The organism is Methylomonas lenta (assembly GCF_001644015.1).
Classification (GTDB): domain Bacteria; phylum Pseudomonadota; class Gammaproteobacteria; order Methylococcales; family Methylomonadaceae; genus Methylomonas; species Methylomonas lenta.
The window spans coordinates 1-22,652 of record NZ_LUUI01000113.1; the positions used below are offsets into that span (position 1 = coordinate 1).

22 protein-coding genes are annotated in these 22,652 nt (G+C 46.6%); 15 read left to right on the plus strand and 7 right to left on the minus strand.

Going from position 1 to position 22,652, the window contains the following annotated elements:
- The first annotated feature begins 154 nt into the window (after window positions 1–154).
- The 3 genes from A1359_RS22820 to A1359_RS12895 all read left to right on the plus strand — a co-directional run bounded on the left by A1359_RS22820 (window position 155) and on the right by A1359_RS12895 (window position 1,369).
- Complete coding sequence (locus A1359_RS22820) at window positions 155–502, plus strand: hypothetical protein (protein ID WP_198159348.1); 348 nt, start codon at window positions 155–157, stop codon at window positions 500–502.
- A 328-nt stretch (window positions 503–830) separates the two neighbouring features.
- Entirely contained in the window at window positions 831–1,076 is a 246-nt protein-coding gene (locus A1359_RS12890; RefSeq protein WP_066983495.1) for a type II toxin-antitoxin system ParD family antitoxin, read from the plus strand.
- Window positions 1,076–1,369, plus strand: a complete 294-nt coding sequence (locus A1359_RS12895) for a type II toxin-antitoxin system RelE/ParE family toxin (RefSeq protein ID WP_066983498.1) — start codon at window positions 1,076–1,078, stop codon at window positions 1,367–1,369. The genes A1359_RS12890 and A1359_RS12895 overlap by 1 nt, the downstream gene beginning before the upstream one ends.
- Window positions 1,370–1,717: 348 nt before the next feature.
- Here A1359_RS12895 and A1359_RS12900 read toward each other — a convergent pair whose 3' ends face one another.
- The 3 genes from A1359_RS12900 to A1359_RS12910 form a co-directional block, all read right to left on the minus strand.
- Window positions 1,718–2,341: a tyrosine-type recombinase/integrase gene (locus tag A1359_RS12900; protein ID WP_066983501.1), complete on the minus strand. Its 624-nt coding sequence runs from the start codon at window positions 2,339–2,341 to the stop codon at window positions 1,718–1,720.
- Between the two features lie 162 nt (window positions 2,342–2,503).
- Window positions 2,504–2,800, minus strand: a complete 297-nt coding sequence (locus A1359_RS12905; RefSeq protein WP_066983504.1) for a type II toxin-antitoxin system RelE/ParE family toxin — start codon at window positions 2,798–2,800, stop codon at window positions 2,504–2,506.
- Entirely contained in the window at window positions 2,800–3,045 is a 246-nt protein-coding gene (locus tag A1359_RS12910; RefSeq protein WP_066983605.1) for a type II toxin-antitoxin system ParD family antitoxin, read from the minus strand. Before A1359_RS12910 ends, A1359_RS12905 begins: the two co-directional genes overlap by 1 nt.
- A gap of 715 nt (window positions 3,046–3,760) precedes the next feature.
- Here A1359_RS12910 and A1359_RS12915 point away from each other — a divergent pair.
- Both A1359_RS12915 and A1359_RS12920 read left to right on the plus strand, forming a co-directional pair.
- Entirely contained in the window at window positions 3,761–3,970 is a 210-nt protein-coding gene (locus tag A1359_RS12915; protein ID WP_066983507.1) for a cold-shock protein, read from the plus strand.
- Window positions 3,971–4,317: 347 nt separating this feature from the next.
- Window positions 4,318–5,304 carry a VPLPA-CTERM sorting domain-containing protein gene (locus A1359_RS12920; protein WP_066983510.1) on the plus strand — a complete coding sequence of 329 codons (987 nt, stop codon included), beginning with the start codon at window positions 4,318–4,320 and terminating at the stop codon, window positions 5,302–5,304.
- Window positions 5,305–5,436: 132 nt separating this feature from the next.
- On the opposite strand, the gene A1359_RS12925 is transcribed toward A1359_RS12920, so the two are convergent.
- Window positions 5,437–6,414 (minus strand): malate dehydrogenase, encoded by a 978-nt coding sequence (locus tag A1359_RS12925; protein WP_066983513.1) that lies wholly within the window; start codon window positions 6,412–6,414, stop codon window positions 5,437–5,439.
- 189 nt (window positions 6,415–6,603) lie between these two features.
- Between A1359_RS12925 and A1359_RS12930 the strand changes: the two genes are divergently transcribed.
- From A1359_RS12930 to A1359_RS12955, 6 genes are all read left to right on the plus strand, one after another.
- Complete coding sequence (locus tag A1359_RS12930; protein ID WP_066983516.1) at window positions 6,604–7,461, plus strand: NADP-dependent methylenetetrahydromethanopterin/methylenetetrahydrofolate dehydrogenase; 858 nt, start codon at window positions 6,604–6,606, stop codon at window positions 7,459–7,461.
- Window positions 7,462–7,477: 16 nt separating this feature from the next.
- A complete protein-coding gene (locus tag A1359_RS12935; RefSeq protein ID WP_066983519.1) occupies window positions 7,478–8,815 on the plus strand; it encodes a glycerate kinase type-2 family protein in 1,338 nt (445 codons plus the stop codon).
- 19 nt (window positions 8,816–8,834) lie between these two features.
- The gene (gene glyA, locus A1359_RS12940; RefSeq protein ID WP_066983522.1) at window positions 8,835–10,094 is read left to right on the plus strand and encodes a serine hydroxymethyltransferase; all 1,260 of its coding nucleotides are present in this window, start codon (window positions 8,835–8,837) and stop codon (window positions 10,092–10,094) included.
- A gap of 49 nt (window positions 10,095–10,143) precedes the next feature.
- Window positions 10,144–10,812 (plus strand): glutathione S-transferase, encoded by a 669-nt coding sequence (locus A1359_RS12945; protein WP_083960624.1) that lies wholly within the window; start codon window positions 10,144–10,146, stop codon window positions 10,810–10,812.
- A 138-nt stretch (window positions 10,813–10,950) separates the two neighbouring features.
- Window positions 10,951–12,624 (plus strand): formate--tetrahydrofolate ligase, encoded by a 1,674-nt coding sequence (locus A1359_RS12950; protein ID WP_066983528.1) that lies wholly within the window; start codon window positions 10,951–10,953, stop codon window positions 12,622–12,624.
- A complete protein-coding gene (locus tag A1359_RS12955; protein ID WP_232322205.1) occupies window positions 12,596–14,080 on the plus strand; it encodes an Nramp family divalent metal transporter in 1,485 nt (494 codons plus the stop codon). Before A1359_RS12950 ends, A1359_RS12955 begins: the two co-directional genes overlap by 29 nt.
- On the opposite strand, the gene A1359_RS12960 is transcribed toward A1359_RS12955, so the two are convergent.
- A complete protein-coding gene (locus A1359_RS12960) occupies window positions 14,063–14,995 on the minus strand; it encodes a LysR substrate-binding domain-containing protein (protein ID WP_066983531.1) in 933 nt (310 codons plus the stop codon). The genes A1359_RS12955 and A1359_RS12960 overlap by 18 nt on opposite strands.
- A 27-nt stretch (window positions 14,996–15,022) precedes the next feature.
- Window positions 15,023–16,141: an alanine dehydrogenase gene (gene ald / locus A1359_RS12965; RefSeq protein ID WP_066983534.1), complete on the minus strand. Its 1,119-nt coding sequence runs from the start codon at window positions 16,139–16,141 to the stop codon at window positions 15,023–15,025.
- 278 nt (window positions 16,142–16,419) lie between these two features.
- Between ald and A1359_RS12970 the strand changes: the two genes are divergently transcribed.
- Both A1359_RS12970 and A1359_RS12975 read left to right on the plus strand, forming a co-directional pair.
- Window positions 16,420–18,171, plus strand: coding sequence for a bacteriohemerythrin (locus tag A1359_RS12970; RefSeq protein WP_066983537.1), 1,752 nt, complete (start codon window positions 16,420–16,422; stop codon window positions 18,169–18,171).
- Window positions 18,172–18,190: 19 nt separating this feature from the next.
- Entirely contained in the window at window positions 18,191–19,483 is a 1,293-nt protein-coding gene (locus tag A1359_RS12975) for an HD domain-containing phosphohydrolase (RefSeq protein ID WP_066983540.1), read from the plus strand.
- A gap of 6 nt (window positions 19,484–19,489) precedes the next feature.
- On the opposite strand, the gene A1359_RS12980 is transcribed toward A1359_RS12975, so the two are convergent.
- Window positions 19,490–20,209, minus strand: coding sequence for a DUF6901 family protein (locus tag A1359_RS12980; protein ID WP_066983543.1), 720 nt, complete (start codon window positions 20,207–20,209; stop codon window positions 19,490–19,492).
- A gap of 50 nt (window positions 20,210–20,259) precedes the next feature.
- Between A1359_RS12980 and A1359_RS12985 the strand changes: the two genes are divergently transcribed.
- On the plus strand, window positions 20,260–20,808 hold the full coding sequence (locus tag A1359_RS12985) for a response regulator (RefSeq protein ID WP_066983546.1): 549 nt from the start codon (window positions 20,260–20,262) through the stop codon (window positions 20,806–20,808).
- Window positions 20,809–22,596 (plus strand): GspE/PulE family protein, encoded by a 1,788-nt coding sequence (locus tag A1359_RS12990; protein ID WP_232322207.1) that lies wholly within the window; start codon window positions 20,809–20,811, stop codon window positions 22,594–22,596.
- The last annotated feature ends 56 nt before the right edge of the window (window positions 22,597–22,652 follow it).

Consider the following 22,652-nt stretch of genomic DNA (forward strand, 5'->3'; position numbering starts at 1 on the left):
TTGCCCGTATTGAAGGTGGACATATCCCGACTATCCGCACCTTGGAAAAAATCGCCAAGGCAACAAACTCCCGGCTCAAAATCAGCTTTGAGCCAGATACAGCGCACCACGCCCCTTAGGGGGTAGTTACCACATAAGGGCCTGCTGAGGCGACTTGGCAGGTCTACTCACCCAACCCCCCATTAAAGCAGGCAACTCATTCCAACGAAGATGGCGGTTTTTGCAGCTATGTGGTAACTACCCCATTACGCCAGTAGTGAATGACGGCTTTTCGGCAAGCAACCTTATGTCCTCTCTGGCTGGACCCGACTATAAAGCCTTCTGGGAATGCCAAAAACGGTTGCCGGGGGATATCGCAACCCCAACTGCCACCCATTTTATCCCGGCTTTGCTGATCAAGAAAGGCGGGGACTTCCCCGATTTCTGGAAACAATCCATGACTTTTCCATCCGCAATGAAAGGTGCTTATGAGGCAATTCGGAAGAAAAGCAAAGCCTGGTGATATCCGGAGTATCCATCTAAAAATAGACCTTGTTTTGAGTATTCCGATGAAAACTGTCATTCATTCTTGGCGCAAACCAGTCACCAAAAATTTAAAGAAAGCAGCCACTGATAATGAATGAAATCACTCGACTTAGTCGGCGGCAATACGACCCCTTTGAGACATTCGGATACTGATTTAAGCTTCCCAATAGCGGTCATTGGAAATTTGGCACTATCAACCCTGGCCAGTCAATCAAATGTGAGCCAATGCAGGATATTTTTTGATCTTGATCAATTAAGTGATATTAAATAATATATATTGGTACTTATCACAGGAGGCAAGAGTTATGCAGCAAAAAATCACCAGTGTGACAATAGGCGCACACTTTGAACAATTTATAGCCAAACAAATTCACGAGGGACGCTACGGATCGGCAAGCGAAACAGTCAGGGCAGGCTTACGCTTGTTAGAAGAGAGGGAACTGAAATTAGCGGCTTTACAAAAAGCCCTTATAGACGGCGAGGAAAGTGGCAGGGCTGATTATTCCTTAAAAGGTTTAATAGCCGAGCTTGACCAAGAAAGTGTTAACTAATGCCAGGTTTTGAACTTACCAATAAGGCTAAATCCGATCTTAAAGATATTGCCATCTATACTCAAAATACTTGGGGAAATCGTCAAAGAAACATTTATCTAACCGCGCTTGATAAATCATTTTATGCTTTGGCATCCGATCACCTGAAAGGTCGTGATTGTAGCGAAATACGGAGCGGCTATCGTAAGCATAAAGTAGGCAAGCATATTGTTTACTACCGTGAAATTAACGCAAACCTCATTGAAATAGTCCGTATTCTTCACGAACGAATGGACATAGAATCCCAACTATAAAACCGCATGGTCAGCTCCAGTCGCATTATCTAAAAAAATCTCTGTTTTTTAGGCATACTGGCATTCATAAAAAGCATTGCCCATCTTACATTTTACCGTCTGTTGGCACATTGCCGAACTATATTCAGCTCTATTCATCGCCATAAAGCGGCCAGTCGCGATTGGCAGGTTTTGGCCGATTGTGTGAGGTCACCAACGGCTGCTTTGTAGCCCTCCAGTTCGCAGAATCTGGATTGTCTGACTGGCCGGAGAAACGCGGCAGTCAAGAATGGGTCGCAAGGAGTCGGAGCTTACCCCGTTCACTAAAGTAGCGGCCACAATTTGCACAGCCGCTCCCTTATTGCGCGGTTAAATTTCTGTTTGTTCTGAAATTTCCAGAGCGTCGTCAACTTCTATGCCGAGATACCTCACAGTACTTTCTAGTTTTGAATGACCGAGTAGTAACTGAACAGCCCGTAAATTTTTTGTTCGACGATATACCAAGGTCGCTTTTGTGCGGCGCATCGTATGAGTTCCGTAAGCAGACGGATCAAGACCAATTGATGTAACCCAATGCTCAACTATTCGAGCATATTGCCGTGTAGAAAGGTGCGGCGAAGTGTGAATTCGACTTGTAAAAAGATACTCATCGGATTTCAGTTGGGCTTGGCTAATCCAATTTGCCAAAGAGTCTCTGGTTTGTTCAGTTATCTCAAATTGAACCGGTCTTTGCGTTTTCTGCTGCATTATGATCGCGCGCGAAGACACCCGACCACCTTGAGCAACATCGCAGACTTTAAGCTTGACCAAATCACATCCCCGGAGCTTGCTATCAATGGCAAGATTGAATAGAGCTAGTTCGCGTATGTTTTTGGCCATTTGCAAACGAATACGAATAGACCAGATTTCCTTCAATTTTAGTGGCGATTTCTGACCAATCAACTTACCTTTGTTCCATGGAACATGTTGCACGTTTTTATTTTCTTGTTTCATGACAGACTCCTAACAGTTGTTTAAGGAGATTTATTGTCATGCTACCAACGCGAACAGTCTGGAATGAGCACTGACCAGCCAGATTACGAACCTTCGACTTGCCTACACCCGCATAATGGGGTTTGATTTATGCGTTATTTTTCAAGTTATTGATTAATTGGCTTACGCATCCAAATTCTGTTCAACATCCATGAGCTCATGCAGAATCCGGACGATCAAAATATGATCGGATTTGGCGAGGTAAATAATCAGATGTTTCTGGTGCGGATGAAACCGCATTGGTGGGTTAAATTCTGTGCGCTCCCGATATAAATAAGGGTTGTCCGACAGAAATTGGCATTTCCGTTTTAAGGCTTGTTGATATCGCTCGGCCTGATTTTCGCCATAGTTCAAATACCCGTAGCGATAGATGGCGATCAAGTCTTTTTCCGCTTCCTTGGAAAAGATGTAACGGCTCATCAGGCATTATCTTTCAAACTGTTACGGGCTGCTTGAATAATGTCATCAAACGATTTATCACTTTCGCCGCTTTGTAAGCCTGCTGTGATCGCTGCTTGCAGGGCTTGTATTTTGTTTCTTTTTTCTTGATCCTGACGGATTAAATCCCGCACGTAATCACTCGAATTCGCGTAAGCGCCGGTTTCTACTTGAGACTGCACCCAATCTTTCATCGGATCAGGAATAGAGATATTCATGGTCGCCATTTTCATTCTCCCAGACGTAATATTGCTTTTATTTATGACATACTTTGTCAATCTTTGCCAATATTTTCAATAATCGCTGGTTCTTCTTGATTGATGTTTTATTACATCAGTGTTCGGCAAAGGAATAGGTGATTTCTGCTACCTGTACATGAAAAGCTTTGCCCGGCTTTCAATAAAAGAGCGTGTAATCTTTCCAGGCCGATGCAGCTATTTATGTTTTGACTAAGAAATCAGTGTTGAAACCGGAAAAGACAGAAAGCTGTTTTGCATTTAGCTCCACTGAAAGCTTATTTTTATTTTAGCCGCTAAAATTTACACATCAGTCGAACATATACTATATCGAATTTATAAAAATGATTTGACTATAATCCTGTGACTTAAAACAATATATTGACAAAATAACCGTCAACATCACTCTATAATTTCTCTAATTGACGACCGGCTTCTAATCCTAAATTTTAGCCGCTAAAATTAAACGAGGCGGTATTCACCACGCATCATGAGATGACTACCCATGGCATAGGCTACGAAGTCAGATGCCTGGGATAACGCAACATGCAGGGGAATGTTGGGCGCATTGGCTGAAACGTTGGCTTGCGCAAACTCTAAGCCTCTGGCTTTGTCGTATCAATTACACACCTCTAATTAAATTAAGGCATAATCGCCGTGGGTATAAACAATATACCTATCATGGTTTTTAATTTAAGAGAGATTTATGGCAGCGCAAGTAGAAGGCAAAGTAAAGTGGTTCAACGATGAAAAAGGTTTCGGCTTCATCGAGCAAGACGGCGGCAAAGATGTGTTTGTACACTTCAACGCCATTCAGGGCAGCGGTCGTAAATCCTTGAAAGAAGGCCAACGCGTCACGATGGAAATAACTAACGGTGCCAAAGGCCCACAAGCTGAGAACGTCATCCCGTTGTAATCAGAGCGTCGCTGAATTCCTGCACAGTAGATACTCAATAGCGGCTGTGCAACTATTCAAGCATACGCAATAACCACTCGCTCTCCATATGAGTCATTTGCCGCACTTTCAGGCATATGCCGCATTACATATTAATGACTTTGTCGTTTCATTTGCTCCCCAAATCTCCAAAAGCTGCATTTTATAGGTTGCGCTGCTCATCCCAATACCTTGAATAAAATTGGCGTAATAATTGCCTTTGTCTAGTTGCAAGCCTTTGCTGCCCAAGAAATACAACCTCTACTTTCATGCTGAGGATAGTAGCGACATAGCTTGCACCTAACCCCGTCATTCAGGAGAAGTTCATCATGCTAGAAGCAAAAAAATTAACTCAAGCCATTTATCTGGTCATGACTGGTGCAGCATTATCGCTTACACCATTAACCAATGCGCACGCATCCACCACGATGTACAATTTGTATGGAGCCTCAAACACCCCGGTTGCACCATCGTATGAAACTGACGGTTATGTATGGGGATTTGACACGCCATCACCGGGCGACCCAAATGCTGCCACTCCTGGCTGGGTAGGCACTAGTGGGCCGACCTCCACGCCTTTTTTAACCAAGGGCGGCATGGCACTGAATTGGGCGGCCAATATCACCAACACTGGTGACAGCCTGACCATTTCCCAACAGGATGCGTTTAACCGCTATGGCATTTATGCAGACATCGACACTTCAGCAGGTGCCTGGCGAGACCCATCAAATCCCAGAGGAGCAGGTACCCGGCATTCTATAGATATCGGCTTATTTAAATCCGACGTCGCACAAACCATCAACCTCACTATCACCGGCATTTCAAATCCTGCTGGCAACTATGGCATGACGATCTATCAAGGGGCGCCTCAAAATCCTGATTATAATCATTACGGCTATCCCGTTTTCAATAGTGCAGCCGACCTTCCAGGCTACAGCGAATCCATCACTACCACCATCAACAGCAACGCTCAAACCACAACAGACCCATTTGGCGTTCAAACCACTACTACCGCAACCTACACGACAATATCCACTGTTTACAGTCACCCCTATATCACCCGCACACTTGTCGATCCGGACACTGGACTGACTAGCAACACTCTCAGTTTTCAAGCCGAAGCCAATATGATTTACACCCTCATGTTAGGTGGCAACAATGGCAATATGTATGATGATTATGCCGGCTACGAATTAAACATTTCCTCAGCACCCTTACCCACATCAGCCGTACCACTACCTTCATCGGTCTGGTTATTTATCACGGCGATTTCCGGTTTACTGGGCGTAAAGAGAAGGAAAAAAGTTCTCTGCTAAACTCAAAACAACATAAGCCGGGGTAGCCCGGATGTAGCGCAGCGAAATCCGGGATTTGGAAACCCTTTCCCGGATTTCATTACAGCCCGGCGAGGCGTTTTTTGATTTTATAGCTTGTCTAAATCGGACAATCTATAACAAATGCCTCACAGCCTGCCTTTCCTCGATCAATTCCGCTTCGTTTTGGCGCAGTCTTTCCAGGCTGAATTCATTGATATCCAAGCCCTTAACAATATTGTAAACACCATCGGTAACCGTGACTGGAAAAGAAAACACCAAGCCGGACTCAATGCCATAGCTACCATCGGATGGCACGGCCATGCTGACCCAGTCACCTTCCTCGGTGCCGTTTATCCAGGTAAACATATGCTTGATGGCTGCGTTGGCGGCAGAGGCCGCACTGGATTGACCACGGGCCTTGATCACTTGGGTGCCGCGATGCTGAAGCGTGGGTATGAATTCGTTAACAAACCACTCCTGTTCCACCAGAGATAGGGCTTTTTGACCTTTGACCCAGGCGTGATGCAAGTCGGGATATTGCATGCAGGAATGATTTCCCCAGACACTGATATTCTTGACATCCCGAGTGAGTACACCACATTTTTGCGCTAACATACTTATTGCGCGGGTGTGATCCAGCATAGCCATAGCAGCAAAACATTCCGGTGCTAAATCCGGGGCATTATTGATCGCCAGAAAGGCATTGGTATTAGCCGGATTTCCGGTCACCAAAGCTTTGACCTTTCGGCTGGCGACGTCATTAAGCGCCTTGCCCTGCACCCGAAAAATCTCGGCATTTTGCGACAGTAAATCGCTTCTAAGCATACCTTCCTTACGCGGTCTGGCACCCACTAAAAAGGCATAATCGACATTATCAAATGCTACTTTGGCATCATCGGTAATGATGACTTTATTCAGTAAAGGAAATGCGCAATCATTCAATTCCATCACCACTCCTTTCAATACCTCCAAAGCCGGGGTGATTTCTAACAAGCGCAACACAATCGGTTGATCGGGGCCAAGCAAATCACCGGCCGCCAAACGAAATAACAATGAATAACTGATCTGACCTGCGGCACCTGTAACGGCAATATCAACGGGGGTTTTCATAGGAGTCCTTATAGTTTTAGGTGTTGATGTAAAAAAACGCACTGCTATAGAAGCGCATTTACACACTCTTTTTTTGTAAACCTTACCACATTCCAGTCATAGACGGGCGTCGCAATCTAAAGCGACCCGCTTAATATCCCTGTATAATGGCGCGCCACAAAACCACCGCCAATTTTATCAGGTAAGTTAATGAAAAAGCTGTTATTCCAGTTCGACACTGACACACATCCTTCGGTTTTCGACACGGTTGTGGCCTACGACGGCGGCGCTGACCATGTTATCGGCCATGGCGGACTCACCGCTGAAAATATCGGCGGTTTGGTTGATGGCTGTATATTCACCCGCGCACCAAAAGACAAAAAAAACACTGCTATTTTCATAGGTGGCAGCAATATAACCGCCGGGCAAGACTTACTAGCCGCTGTACAAAAACACTTTTTTCCCGGCTTTCAAGTGTCTGTGATGCTGGACAGCAATGGCAGTAACACTACAGCCGCCGCCGCGGTAGCCAGAATTGGCCAAAGCACTCAACTGGCCGGTAAAAAAGTCGTGGTATTAGCCGGCACCGGTCCAGTCGGCCAACGTGCCGCTGCAATGATGGCTCTTGAGGGCGCCCAGGTTAGCATTTCTTCCAGACATATCTTTAATGCAGAAAAAGCCTGCTTTGCAATGAAAGAACGCTTTAATGTCGATTTAACCCCTCTGGAAGCGGCTGATTTGGATGCAAGAGCCGCAATCATTCAGGACGCCAACATCGTTTTGGCGACAGGCGCGGCAGGGGTAGAGCTGCTTAAACCGGAACACTGGCAAGATAACCCTAAGCTGGAAGTATTGGCCGACGCCAATGCCACCCCACCGGTCGGTATTGGCGGCATGCAGGTAATGGATAAAGGCGAAATTCGTAACGGTAAAATTGTCTGGGGCGCTATTGGCTTCGGCACCCTAAAATTGGCCTTACACAGAGCCTGTATCGCCAAGCTGTTTGAAGATAATAAACAGGTGTTTGATGCCGAAGTTATTTTCCAGTTAGCTAAACAAATGGCCTAATCGATACTATTTAAAAATGGCTCAACAATTGGCAATTTTGCGTGAACAATGCCTTGCATTTTTCCGGGCAGGTGTTGCGTCAGCCGACCCACAGACAGCCGTCAAAAGATGTTTGTCAAATAGTGATAATCACTACTTTCACCGCAACAACGACGCTAAAATTCATATCATCGCCTTCGGCAAAGCGGCTTGTGCGATGGCGAAGGCTGCCCGACAAGCAATCGCAACCGACAAGCTACTCGAACCCGGGATTATTGTTACCACCTACGACAATGTAACTCCAGTCGATGGCTTTGAGGTAATTGGTGCCGGTCACCCGCTGCCGGATCAAAATGGTTTGCTGGCTGCAGAAAAGGTTGCAGAAAAATGCCTGAATGCCAAGCAAAACCAGCTGGTGTTAGCATTGATTTCCGGCGGCGGCTCAGCCTTGCTGCCCTACCCTGTCGAAGGCATCAGCCTGGCGGATAAAATTGCCGCTACCGAATTGTTATTAGCCTGCGGGGCAAACATCAACCAAATCAATTGCGTACGTAAGCATTTATCAAAAATCAAAGGTGGCGGACTGGCTAGACTGGCCGCTCCAGCTGATTTACAGGCCTTGATATTATCTGATGTACTGGACAACGATCTCAGCGCCATAGCCAGTGGCCCCACAGTCGCCGATACCAGCACATTTTCTGATGCGATTGAAGTATTCAAAAGTAAAAAGGTTTGGGATAAAGCGCCGTTTACTGTAAAAAACTATTTGGAAGCTGGTGCAGCAGGTTTGCATCAAGAAACATTGAAGCCTGGCGAGCCGATTTTTAAACAAACGACCCAGACTTTAATCGGCAGCAACAGCATCAGTGTCGATGCCGTATTTACAGCAGCACAGCAACAAAATTTTGTTACCACCATCTACAACAAACAATTAGAAGGCGAAGCGCGCGCAGTGGCAGAACAATGGTTATTAGATTGCAAAGGGCAGATGGTCGAAGGCTTAACCCAAGCCAGCGCCCAAATCGCCGGCGGCGAAACCACAGTCACTGTTACCGGCAACGGTAAAGGTGGCCGCAATCAGGAAATGGCATTGGCCTTTGCCTTGGCCGCAGAAAAGCATGCCCTGCCTTGTGAATGGACATTTTTAAGTGCCGGCACCGATGGCCGTGACGGTCCGACAGACGAGGCCGGAGGCATCGTCAATCGCCAGACCTTAAACAAAATACGCGACGCCGGCATTGATCCTGAAACCGCGTTGCTAAACAATGATTCTTACACTGCATTACATGCCGCCAACGCTTTAGTGACGATAGGCGCCACAGGCACCAACGTTGCGGACCTACAAATCCTATTGCTGCATCCTTTTACAGAATAAAACCCCACCAGGAGACACTATGTTTAGCCCATCCATGACCATCAAAGATTTTGATAATGAGTTATATAAAGCCATCGAACAAGAGCGTCGGCGCCAGGAAGATCATATCGAACTGATTGCTTCGGAAAACTACACCAGTCCAAGGGTTATGGAGGCGCAAGGCACTTTATTGACCAACAAATACGCCGAAGGCTATCCGGGAAAACGTTATTACGGTGGCTGTGAATATGTCGATATCGCCGAACAACTGGCCATCGATCGGGCCAAAGAACTCTTTGGCGCCGATTATGCGAATGTACAACCACATTCCGGTTCACAAGCGAACATGGCGGTATTCATGGCACTGGTACAGCCGGGCGACACCATATTGGGCTTAAGCCTGGCCGATGGCGGGCATTTAACCCACGGTGCCAAACCCAATTTTTCCGGCAAAATCTATAATGCCATTCAATACGGCTTAAACCCCACCACCGGCGAAATTGATTACGAGCAAGTCGAAGCCCTGGCCCTGGAACACAAACCCAAAATGATCATTGCCGGTTTCTCAGCCTATTCACGCATTTGGGACTGGCAACGTTTCCGCGATATCGCCGACAAAGTCGGCGCTTATCTGGTCGTCGATATGGCCCATGTGGCAGGCTTGGTGGCTGCTGGCCTCTACCCCAATCCGGTACCGATAGCTGATGTCGTTACCAGCACCACGCATAAATCCTTGCGCGGCCCACGCGGCGGCTTGATTTTGTGCAAAAGCAACCCGGATTTGGAGAAGAAACTTAACTCCAACATTTTCCCCGGCATTCAAGGCGGCCCGCTGATGCATGTAATTGCAGCCAAAGCAGTGGCCTTCAAAGAAGCCATGAGTCCGGAATTTAAAACCTACCAACTGCAAGTGGTAAAAAACGCCCAGGCGATGGCGGAAGTATTCATGAAACGCGGATTTGATGTAGTATCCGGCGGCACCGACAATCACTTAATGCTGGTGTCCTTAATTGCCAAAGGCATTACCGGCAAAGATGCGGATGCTGCTTTAAATCGCGCACATATCACCGTCAACAAAAACGCCGTACCAAACGACCCGCAATCCCCGTTTATCACCAGCGGCATCCGTGTCGGCACACCGGCACCCACTACGCGTGGCTTTAAAGAAGATCAGATGCGCGAAATCGCCAGCTTAATGTGCGATGTGATGGAAAACATGAACGATGAAAATGTCATTGATTCTGTGCGCAATAAAGTAAAATTATTGTGCTCACGTTTTCCGGTGTATTCAGAATCTTAACCCTGTTAGGTGGATTACCACGAGGTAATCCACCCGTATCCGTCAGTCTATGCACTCAAGGTCTTCATCAAATAATCACCCCGTTCTTTACAGTTTCAGACGTTGTCCTTATGCCATGCGAGCCCGCTTGGCCATTGCCAACGCCGGCGTTTTGGTAACGCTACGAGAAATCGAGTTACGTAACAAACCAGCCGACATGTTGTCGGTGTCGCCAAAAGGCACTGTACCAGTGCTGGTGTTACCCAATGGACAAATCATTGATGAAAGCCTGGACATTATGCTGTGGGCTTTGGAAATCCATGATACAAACGCCTGGCTATCAAGCTGGAAAAACCCAGCCGCACAAGCATTAGTAAAAAGTAACGACGGCGAATTTAAACAGGCTTTGGATCGCTACAAGTATGCTGATCGTTATCCAGAACAGCCAATGGCGTACTACCGTCAACAAGCTGAAGTGTTTCTGGCTGAACTTGAGCACCGATTGCAGAACACCAGTTATTTGTTTAGTGACCATTTCAGCCTAATCGATGCTGCAATAGCCCCTTTTGTGCGCCAATTTGCCGCCGTGGACGCCGCATGGTTTAACACCAGCCCCTACCCTTTATTATGCCAATGGTTACAGGCATTTTTAGCTTCTCCGTTGTTTAAATACATCATGCAAGCCTACCCTGTCTGGACCATCGAAGCAGAGCCGCTGCCATTCGGCGTGATTGGGTAAATCCCAACAATCAAGGCGTTTAATCGCTAAAATAGCCGCAATTTCTCAGCCTAAGCTGTCAATTTCGCAAAATTAAAGCCTTAGGCTGACTTAAATCCCTAAAACTCACTCATCACTTATTCTCGTTTGGAGACCTGCATGTCAGACATTGAAATTGCTCAACAGGCAAAAATGCGCCCCATCATCGATTTAGCCGGCGAAACATTCGGCATCCCTGCTGAGCACCTGGACCCTTACGGCCATTACAAAGCCAAAATATCGCTGGAATACGTCAATAGCCTGACCAATAACAGCAACGGTAAACTGATTTTAGTCACTGCCATCAGTCCTACCCCGGCAGGTGAAGGTAAAACCACCACCACAGTAGGCTTGGGTGATGCACTGAATAGACTGGGCAAAAAAACCATCATGTGTTTGCGCGAACCCTCCTTAGGCCCCTGCTTTGGCGTCAAAGGTGGTGCTGCTGGTGGCGGTTATTCGCAAGTGGTGCCAATGGAAGACATCAATCTGCATTTTACCGGCGACTTTCACGCGATTGGCGTAGCGCACAACTTGCTATCCGCTTTGATTGACAACCACATCAACCACGGTAATGCGCTGGATATTGACCCGCGTCGCATTCAATGGAAACGCGTCATAGACATGAATGACCGTGCTTTGCGTAAAATCACCATCGGCCAAGGTGGTCCTGCCAACGGCTATTTGCGTGAAGACGGTTTTGATATCGTCGTCGCCTCCGAAGTGATGGCCATTTTGTGTTTAGCGACCAGTCGCGCCGATTTAAAAGAACGCCTGGGTCGTATCGTGATTGCTTATAAATCCGACAGGATCACGCCGGTTTACGCGCGTGACTTAAAAGCCCATGGCGCTATGGCAGCCCTGTTAAAAGACGCCATCAAACCGAATCTGGTGCAAACTCTGGAAAACAATCTGGCGATTATCCACGGCGGCCCATTTGCTAATATTGCCCACGGCTGCAACACTGTCACCGCCACCCAAACAGCATTAAAATTAGCCGATTATGCGGTGACCGAAGCCGGTTTCGGCGCTGATTTGGGAGCGGAAAAATTCATCGACATCAAATGCCGCATGTCAGGCCTAAAACCCTCGATCATGGTTTTGGTTGCGACCGTACGCGCGTTAAAATTTCATGGCGGCGTCAATAAAGAAGACTTGAATGTCGAAAATCTGGCCGCCTTGGAAACCGGTTTTGCCAACCTGGAACGCCATTTCAACAACATCAAAAACCATTACGGCCTGCCCTGCATAGTCTGTATCAACCATTTCAGTTTCGATACCGATGCGGAAATTGCCTTACTACAACAAAAATGCGAAGCGATTGGGGCAAAATGCGTGCTATCCAAACATTGGGCGCAAGGTGGTGCCGGCGCTGAAGACCTAGCCCGTGAAGTCTTGGCTATTGTCGACAATCGCGCAGCGGAATTCAGTTACGTCTATGACGCTGAGCAACCCCTGTGGGATAAGATCGAAACCATCGCCACCAAGCTATATGGCGCCGCAGCTATCAGCGCCAGCCCTAAGGTCATGGCTGAAATCAAAGCCCTGCAGGTTAACCACGGCCATTTCCCCATTTGTATGGCCAAAACCCAGATGTCATTTTCTACCAATCCCAACAGCAAAGGTGCACCCTCAGGTCACACGGTTGAAATCAGCGAAGTCAGACTAGCCAATGGCGCTGGTTTTATCGTTGCGATCGCCGGCGACATGATGACCATGCCAGGCTTGCCGAAAGTACCAGCAGCAGAACGCATCGACATCAGTGATGCTGGAGTTATCAGCGGTTTGTTTTAGTAATCCCATTCAATACCGACTATATAAACTCAACATGAATATCGCTGATCTAAGTCAACTTTCCCGCCGCGCGATGCCGGCATTTCCCGGCTGGTGGGCAGCACTTGGACCCGGCGTGGTGTGGATGGCGCTTGCGCAAGGCAGCGGCGAGCTGATCTGGTGGCCGTATATGGTGGCTAAATACGGCCTGACGTTTTTATGGCTGCTAGCACCTGCCTGTTTGCTGCAATATCCGTTGAACCTGGAAATAGGTCGCTACACCATGCTGACCGGCGAGAGCATTTTTCATGGCTTTATCCGTTTGCATCGTGGTTTCGGGGTATTTTTGTGGTTGCTGATGACGGTATCGTTTTTATGGTTCGGTGCTTTTGCTTCAGCCGGTGGCACCGCAATGGCGGAACTCACCCATTGGCCTATCGGTTGGACGCAACGTGGGCAAAGCCTGTTTTGGGGTTATGCCTCGATTGCGGTGTTCGTCACCGCCATTTTAGCCAGCGGTGTGGTGTATACCTTAATCGAACGCTTTATGAAACTAGTCGCTGTGGTGACCGTACTAGGCTTGTTGTCAGCCTGCATGCAAAGCGACGTACTGGCAACCTTGCCGGAATTTGCCCAAGGCTTGCTCGGCCCTGTCGGCAGCATGCCGCGCGCTTGGGATAATGCCGATGCCAGCAAGTTATTAACTGCGATTACCTTTGCCGGTCTGGGTGGTTTCTGGATTTTGTTTTACTCCTACTGGCTGCGCGACAAAGGTGCCGGCATGGCTAGTCTGGTGGGACGCATCACTGGCTTGGGAGGTACGGAAGAAGCGGTCGTCAGCGATGGCTTTTTACCCAGCAACGAAGTCGAAAGCGCAAAAAACTGGTCGACCTGGCGGCGTTTTCTAAGCACAGACATTCTGGTCGGCATCATCGGTAATTTGCTAACCACCTTAATGACTTGTTTGCTGGCTTACGCGCTTTTATTTCCAAAAGGCTTGTTGCCACAAGAATATGAGTTGGCCGTGGTGCAAAGTCAGTTTTTTGCCGTCAGCTGGGGCGAAATTGGCCGCTTGCTGTTTTTAGTCATTGCTGCGGCATTTTTAACCGATACCTGGCTAGCCACCGCCGATGCAGTCAGCCGCATACAAACCGACATTGTAATGACGCTGTTCCCAAACAGCCGCCGTTTACCGGCTAGACAGTGGTATTACATTTTCTTAGGCTTATTGACGCTGATAACTTCATTTACCATGCAATTGGATGCACCTGGGCCGTTGATTTTAATCAGCGCATTGATTGGCTTTATTGGCACACTGATATTTCCTGTGGCGCTATATTTTCTAAATCATCGTCTATTGCCGCCGCATTTACCGGAATGGGCGCGCCCACGCCATCGTCCCTGGTTATTGGGGCTTAGTTTTATTGTCTATTTAGTGCTAGCTGTTTTGTACTTTAAATCAAGCTTTGGCTTGTAGTTTACTGCCCTTAGAATTTGCGCTTTTGGATTGTGCCTGCTGCAACAGCGCATCGATAAAGTATCGGCAGTAAGAGGGTAAATAAAGTTGCTTTAAATAGGCCACTTTAGTCACCGACGATGAGATTAGCTGCCCCAAGTCCAGCGCCAGCAGATCGTTGTCTTTTGTAGCTTCATAAGAGGTTTCAGCAATGATGCCGACGCCTAGCCCCAATCTGACATAAGTCTTAATGATATCGGAATCGGCTGCCGCCAAAACAATATCCGGTTCTAAATCCGCATCATTAAAGGCTTTTTCGATGGCAGTGCGTCCGGTAAAACCCGGACTGTAAGTCAAAATAGGCTGTGTCGCCAGTCGCTGCAGCGTCAGCTTACCCTCAGCTAAAACGTGCTCTTGCGGCACGATGGCAACATGATGCCATTCATAACAAGGCTCTAAAATCAGTCGTGGGTCATCAGCCAGTTTTTCAGTGCAAATGGCGATATCAGCCCGATGGCTATGCAATAACTCAATCAGATTATCCGGCGACGACTGCACCATATAAATCTTGATGCCGGGATATCTCTGTCGGAATTTTTGCACCGGCACCGGGAGCAAATATTTTGCCTGGGTGTGGGTTGTAGCAATATGCAAGGTACCGTGGCGACTATCGCGAAAATCTTCGGCTATGCTTTGGATGTTTTTCTTAGCCTGATGAATCTGCTCGACTTCCTGCATCACGCGTTCACCCAGCGGCGTCAATCCCTGCAATCGCTTACCTTGACGTTCGAATAAGGGTGAACCTAATTCCATTTCCAGCAATTGTAATTGTCGACTGACAGCCGATTGCACCACGTGCATTTTTTCTGCCGCTTTGCTGAGATTAAACTGAGTTTCCTGCAAAACCCGCAGCAACTCCATCTGGCTCATATTCATCAAAACTATCCTTGCTAAAGAGGTATTTTAGGCACCGATAAAATCAGCTGAAAATGGCCGGTAATTGTCCATTAATGCCAATGATTCTGCTACCGGCAGACAGCTGATATAACCTTGGTGAGTATTTAAGGCTTTGGCAAACCCAGTATCCTGCTGCAAAGCCATCAAGCCCTTATCGGCCAGTTTTAATACATAAGGTAAAGTCGCATCGGTCAATGCCAAGGTCGATGTACACGGATAAGCGCCTGGCATATTGCTGACACAATAATGAATCACACCGTGTTTTTCATAAACCGGATTATCATGGCCAGTGGCATGCGCCGTTTCGATACAGCCGCCCTGATCGATACTGACATCGACTATCACCGAACCGGGCTGCATACTCTGCACCATGGCATCGGTCACTACATGCGTGGCACGGGCACCATGAATCAATACCGCGCCAACCACTAAATCAGCTGTGCGCAAATGTTCTTGAATCGTGTCTGGCTCTGAAATCACATAAGCAATATCTGAAGAAATGTCACGCTGCAAGCGAATAGCATTTTCCGGAAATAACCCGGCGACGGTGACATTGGCGCCCAAACCCACAGCTGTGCGGGCTGCGTGACTCCCCACCACGCCATCACCAATGATCAAAACATTTCCGTAGTGTTTACCCAACACCGCGCCTAACATGACGCCTTTACCGCCCTGATAGGCTGCCAGAAAATGACAACCCATTTGCACCGCCATGTTGCCGGCAACCGCACTCATCGGCGCTAATAAAGGCAATCGACCGTTTGCATCTTCCAAGGTCTCGTAAGCCACGGCACTGGTTTTGCCGGCCAGCAAGGCTTTAGTCAAGGCCAGCGGCACGCCTGCCAAATGAAAAAAGGTAAACACGATCTGCTGTTTCAAAAAGCAGTATTCCGCTTCAATCGGTTCTTTAACCTTGATAATTAATTCATTATCCCAGGCTTGGGCAGTACTGCAGATTTGTGCACCTGCCTGCTGATACATGGCATCGCTAAAACCGGAGCCAACACCGGCACTCTTTTCAACCAAAACATGATGTCCGCGCGCCACCAATGCCGCCACGCCATCCGGTGTCAAACCTACTCGACTTTCTCTGCTTTTGATTTCTTTGATCAGACCCACTTTCATAACCAAACACTCCATTTGAGTTTGCGATCAGGACCCACTAACTTTAGAGTATTGACATGCCAGACCGGGCTGTCAATCAGGGTTTAATAAATAAACTCTTTCCATATCCACCATAAACCTTGAAAACGACTAATCTAAATTGTACGCCACATAGAATAGAATCTTGGCTTATCACTAGAGGCCGTTGTCGTGTATTATCCAAACAACTTTAACCTCCAGCCTTAGGACGTGGTCAGCCCTAATGGTTTTATCCTAAACAATTTCAAAACAGAAACACAATGGCAATTTTAACCTGGAGTAATCAACTCGAACTTGGCGTACCCTCTGTGGATAAGCAACACCAACATCTGGTTGAAATCCTCAATCAGCTCGACGAAGCGGTTGCGCTGGGTTACGAACCACAAAAAGTGTTAAAGCTGGTGGATGAATTGATTGATTACACCCACTATCACTTTGAAGACGAAGAACGCTTTATGCTGGAAGGAGGCTATGACAGCAATCACTTCGCTAAACACAAAGAGCAACATCAGGAATTCGTTCAAAAAGTAAGTCAGGAACGGGAAAATGCCATCAAAAACCCTGAAACCGTGTCTAATGATCTTATCGATTTTCTAGTGAAATGGCTGATGGATCATATTTTGTTTTCGGATAAACAAATGGTGCTTGAACTGACAAAAAAAGGTTCGAGCAACGAAGAGCTGATCAGAAAAGAACAAACAGACATCATGCAAAGTAATTTGTATTCGGCTTTGCGGGAAAGTGAAAACCGCTTTAAAGAATTAGCCGATCAATTACCCGCACTGATCTGGATCACCAATAATAAAAATGTGCCTATTTTTTGCAATCAATTTTGGTTACATACCTTTGGTCTGTCAAAAGAGACGCTCAATAAAAGCAACTGGCATGACGCTATCGATCCAGACGATATTGAGCTGGTCACAAAGGCGTATGCCACTGCCAGCAGCGGGTTACAAGAACAACAAATTGAATTTCGCTTGCATACCCCAGCAAACGGCAAGCTGTGGGTTCTGGAAAAAATTGTGCCTCGCATCCGCAAAAATGGCGAATTTGCCGGCTTGCTGGGGTTTGGCATGGACATCAGCCTGCAGAAACAAGCTGAGGTTAATTTAGAACAGTTGGTGAATCAACGCACTAAACAATTAGTAGAAGCTAATCAACATCTTGAAGTCGAAAAGAACCAACAGCTAGCCCTCAATCAACAACTGAAAGAAGTCCAAAGCCATCTGGTTCAATCTGAAAAAATGGCATCTTTGGGGCAATTAGCGGCTGGGGTAGCCCATGAAATCAATAATCCCCTAGGCTACATTAGTTCCAACCTGAATACATTGCAGCAATATATTCAGAATTTATTTCAAGTCATCGATGCAGGCCAGTTAGTGGCCCAACAACTGCCGGCTGATAATCCTGTTGTCAGGGAGTTTGTCCAATTGCAAAAATCTACCGATTTAGATTTCATGAGAGAAGACATTCCCGATCTGGTCAAAGAAGCCTTAGAAGGCGCTACGCGAGCCAAAAAAATCGTGCAGGATTTGCGGGATTTTTCCCGCATCGATAAACAAGATGAAAGCCAGTTTGACCTTGAGGCAGGCATAAATGCCACCTTGAATATCGTCAATAATGAAATCAAATATAAAGCCGAAGTCTTGAAAGAATATGCAGGGGTAAAACCTTTTATTTGCGTCGGCAGCCAAATCAATCAGGTGATTTTGAATTTACTAGTCAACGCAGCACAGGCGATAGACGATTTCGGCAAAATCTATCTTCGTACCGGCTACGAGGGTGATGATTGGGTCTGGTTTGAAGTAGAGGATAGTGGCCAGGGCATCCCGGCTGACATTCAAGCCAAAATTTTCGATCCCTTCTTCACCACCAAGCCGATAGGCAAAGGCACGGGTCTAGGATTATCGCTGTCGTACAAAATCATCCAGGATCATAAAGGCAAGCTTGATTTGCAATCGACTGTCGGCAAAGGCAGTAGATTTAGAGTATCTTTACCCAACCATTTATAAATCCGCTAACCACACGGTCATGAACGACACTACTTCTGCTGCCCCTGCAAATTTGTTATTTGTTGATGACGAACCGAATATTCTGAAATCACTTAAACGTCTATTCAGATCGTCCGATTACAACGTGTTGCTGGCTGAAAATGGCGAACAAGGTTTGCAGGTACTCAGCGAAAATGCAGTCGACTTAATTATTTCCGATATGCGGATGCCACAAATGGATGGGGCCGAGTTTTTATCTCAGGCCGCCGAACGCTGGCCCGACACCGTACGTATATTATTGACCGGTTACGCAGACATTGAATCCACAGTTACCGCCGTCAACAAAGGCCGGATTTATAGTTACTGCAGCAAACCCTGGGAAGATAATGAATTAAAAATTTTAGTCAATAATGCTCTAGAGCAAAAACGTTTACGCGAAGAGCGGCGACAATTATTTGCCATAATTAATCAGCAAAACGAAGAACTAAAACTACTAAACGATCAGTTGGAAAATAAAGTGCAGTTGCGGACAGAGCAATTAAAACTGTCCTTGCAGCGTATTGATAACGCGCATAATGTGTTGAAAAAACAATTTACTAACACAATTAAAACCTTTGCCCGCATCATCGAAATGCGACCCGGCATCAAAAGTGGCCATTCCAAATACATTGCCGAAAACGCTAAAGCACTGGCTCAACACATGAATGTGGATAACGAAGCGCAAAAAGATATTCTTTATGCCGGCTTGTTATTACAAATAGGCAAAATCAGCTTACCAGACAATCTGCTTCGGCAACCGCTCAATGAAATGACCACTGCGGGTAAACGACGCTACCTGAACCACGGACAGGAAGGTTGGGGTTTGTTAAATGGTATTGATCAACTACAAAATGCTGCAGAACTCATCCTGTATCAGCATGAGTATTTTGATGGCACCGGTGAGCCGAGTGGTTGGGCTGGCGATAAAATCCCGCTGGGTTCCAGAATTTTAGCTGTGATACGCGATTACATCTGTTGCCTGGATGGATTTATCACCGGCAAAGTCATGAGCATAGAGCAAGCTCATCAGTATCTGCTGAAAAAAAGCAACAGTCTCTATGATCCTGAGGTAGTTGAACATTTTTTACAAATGCTGACAGAGTCAAAATCAGAGGATGAGCGGCCGATTATCGAAATATCCTGGACTCAATTACAACCTGGCATGGAAGCGGCTGAAATCATACACAACGGTATACTGTATTTAAAAGACCAAATACTGACCAATAGTCAAGTCGATAAAGTGCTGGAAATGCGCAGACACAGCAAAGACTTGGTTCTTAAAGTGCGGATTTAATTTAGGCTAGTTCACTCCATAACGCTTGAATAAATAGCGTAGCTCTTCCATGCCATCCTCGATCGAACATGACACCGATTGCGACAGTAAATCCAACAAAATAATCCCGTTCACCGCACCATCTTCAGTAATCGCTGACCTCAAACGCCCGGCCAGAGCACGGTTAATAGTTTTTAATTCCTTGTAAATGTTCGTCAAGCCATCCAGATCTAGCGAATAAGTTTTGCCATCTTTGTATAAAAAATATTGCGCCAGCAAAAACATGGAGCTAGTGCGATAAATAGTTTCATCCTCACTGGCCAGCGGCAAATGAAAGCGAGCCATCGGTTTAAGATACTCAGTATGAGGACAGGGACTGGTGGCGATAATCAGGCCTAATATCGAACTTAATACCCGTTGCACGCTAGTCTCGCCGCTAATACTGCGCTCTGGAGTTACAACTTCCAGCTGTACGGTTTGATAAGATGTCATCGCACCACATAAATCAATCAATGGCACCAAATTAGCAGCGACCGGGCACAACGGTACGTCGGTTTTTTTTAAAGGGCAATTGCTGCATTGATGATATTCCAGCGCAGCCCAAACCGGCACCGCTTCATGTTGCTGCGGAATAAAACGATTGCTAGCTTTGTCGATATTGATGGGAAACTCCAGCTTTTTGCCATCGACAAACGCCAATTTATATAAAAACTGTAATTGCGATTCGTCCGATACTTCCAAAGCCATATTTTTCCTTTATGCTATAACTTACAGTTAAAACTAACAGACATCAAAACATGAATCCTGAGACTGCAAAAATTCTACTCGTCGATGATGAAGCCAACATCTTAAAAGCACTTGCGAGAGTATTAAAGCATTATTCAATCACTACAGCCAGTTGTGGCCCGGAAGCTTTGTTGTTGGCTGCAGCCAATGAATTTGACATTGTCATTTCGGATTACAAAATGCCGGAAATGGATGGCATCAGTTTTCTGGAGAAATTCATGACCATTCAACCCAATGCAATACGCATGATCGTAACAGGTTATGCCGACCTTGATACAGCTCAAAACGCCATCAACATGCTGGGTGTGTTTCGCTTTATCAATAAACCCTGGAACAACCTTGAAATTCTGAATGCCATTGAGAAAGGCCTGGAATTGAAACGGATATTGCAGGAAAACAAAGAACTGGCTGATCAAGTTCGCCAGCAGCAAGCACAATTGAATCATCAAGAAAGCATTTTAAAAGCCCTCGAAGCCGAAGAACCCGGCATTACCAAAGTCAACTGGGCTGCAGATGGCTCGATTATTCTGGATGAAGCGGAATACAACGACGAGCTATAAATGCTGATGCGAGAAGAAAGTAAAACCGAAGACCAAAAACTGGATATTCATCAAGTCATCGTCTGGCTGGAAGATGATGACATACTGTCTACAACAGACCTTGAGAAATGCCGCCAATATGCTCAGGCCGGGATAAACAGCCACAAACACCCGCTTAAAATACTCGCTGAATGTGAGCTTGCCGACAAATCCATGCTTGGCAAACTCATCACACAAGAAGACCTCACACAATGGCTGGCCAAGAAACTAGCCATGTTTTATTACTACTTCGATCCGCTGCGCATAGATGTGGCAAAAGTCACTACACTGTTTAGCAAAGCCTACGCCAGCAATTACAACATTCTGCCGATTAAAATCAGCGACGATGAAATCGTGGTGGCTACTGCAGAACCCTGGGTACAATCCTGGAAACAAGATTTAGCCAAAATGCACAGCGGCCAGATTCATTGCGTCTTTGCCAACCCGGATGAAATCAAACGTTATCTAAATGAGTTTTACAATTTTTCCAGTTCGTTAAAAGGCGCTGGCAGCCAAAGCGGCCAAAACGACAATAACGCCGTACAAAATTTCGAACAACTACTTGAGCTCAGCAAAAATGCCGATTTGGATGCCAATAACCAGCACATTGTCAATCTGGTCAACTGGCTGCTGCAATTTGCTTTTGATCAACGCGCCAGCGACATCCATATCGAGCCGCGCCGCCAACAAGGCAATGTGCGCTTTAGAATAGACGGCATTCTGCACCAGGTCTATCAATTACCCAAACCGATTTTGAATGCGGTGCTAAGTCGCTTGAAAATTATCGGTCGGATGAATATCGCTGAAAAACGGCTACCGCAAGATGGTCGTATCAAAACCCAGAGCATCAGCGGCAAAGAAATCGAGCTCAGACTCTCCACCATGCCGACTGCATTTGGCGAAAAACTGGTGATGCGCATATTCGATCCGGAAGTCCTGTTACGTAATTACGAACAACTAGGTTTCAACAAGCAGGAACTCAAGATCTGGAACCAAATGACCAGCCAAAGCCATGGCATTATTCTGGTCACCGGCCCCACCGGTTCCGGCAAAACCACCACGCTGTATTCCACTCTAAAAAGATTGGCGACGCCGGAAATCAACCTCTGTACAGTCGAAGACCCCATCGAGCAAATCGAACCCAGCTTTAATCAAATGCAAGTGCATGCCGGCATCGGACTGGATTTTGCCAGCGGCATCCGCACCTTAATGCGACAAGACCCGGACATCATCATGGTCGGCGAGATTCGTGACATGGAAACTGCTGAAATGGCCGTACAAGCTTCGCTGACCGGGCACTTAGTGTTTTCCACCCTACATACAAACAACGCACCCGCAGCAGTCACACGCTTACTTAACATTGGTGTTCCGGCTTATTTGATTCAACAAACCCTGTTAGGCATCATGGCCCAACGCCTGATTCGGGTGTTGTGCCACTGCAAGACCGCTATTACCGTTGATGAAGCACAATGGCAAGCCCTGGTCGCACCGTTTAAAGTGGCCACACCGAAAAAAATCTATCAAGCGGTTGGCTGTAAGGAATGCCGCAACACTGGCTTTGCCGGCCGGATTGGCATTTACGAAATCTTTGAAAACAGCCCTAGCCTGCAAAGAATAATTGTAGAAGGCTGCGACATCGCAACTTTACAAAAGCAAGCTATTAAGGAAGGTATGCGACCTTTACGTCTCAGCGGTGCCGAAAAAGTCGCCGCTGGTATCACCACCATTGAAGAAGTCATGCGCGTAGCGCCGGAGAGAATTGACCTATAAACTTGCAAAAATGTTTATTTTCCATCAATCTATCAGATACTTACAAATAACCACAA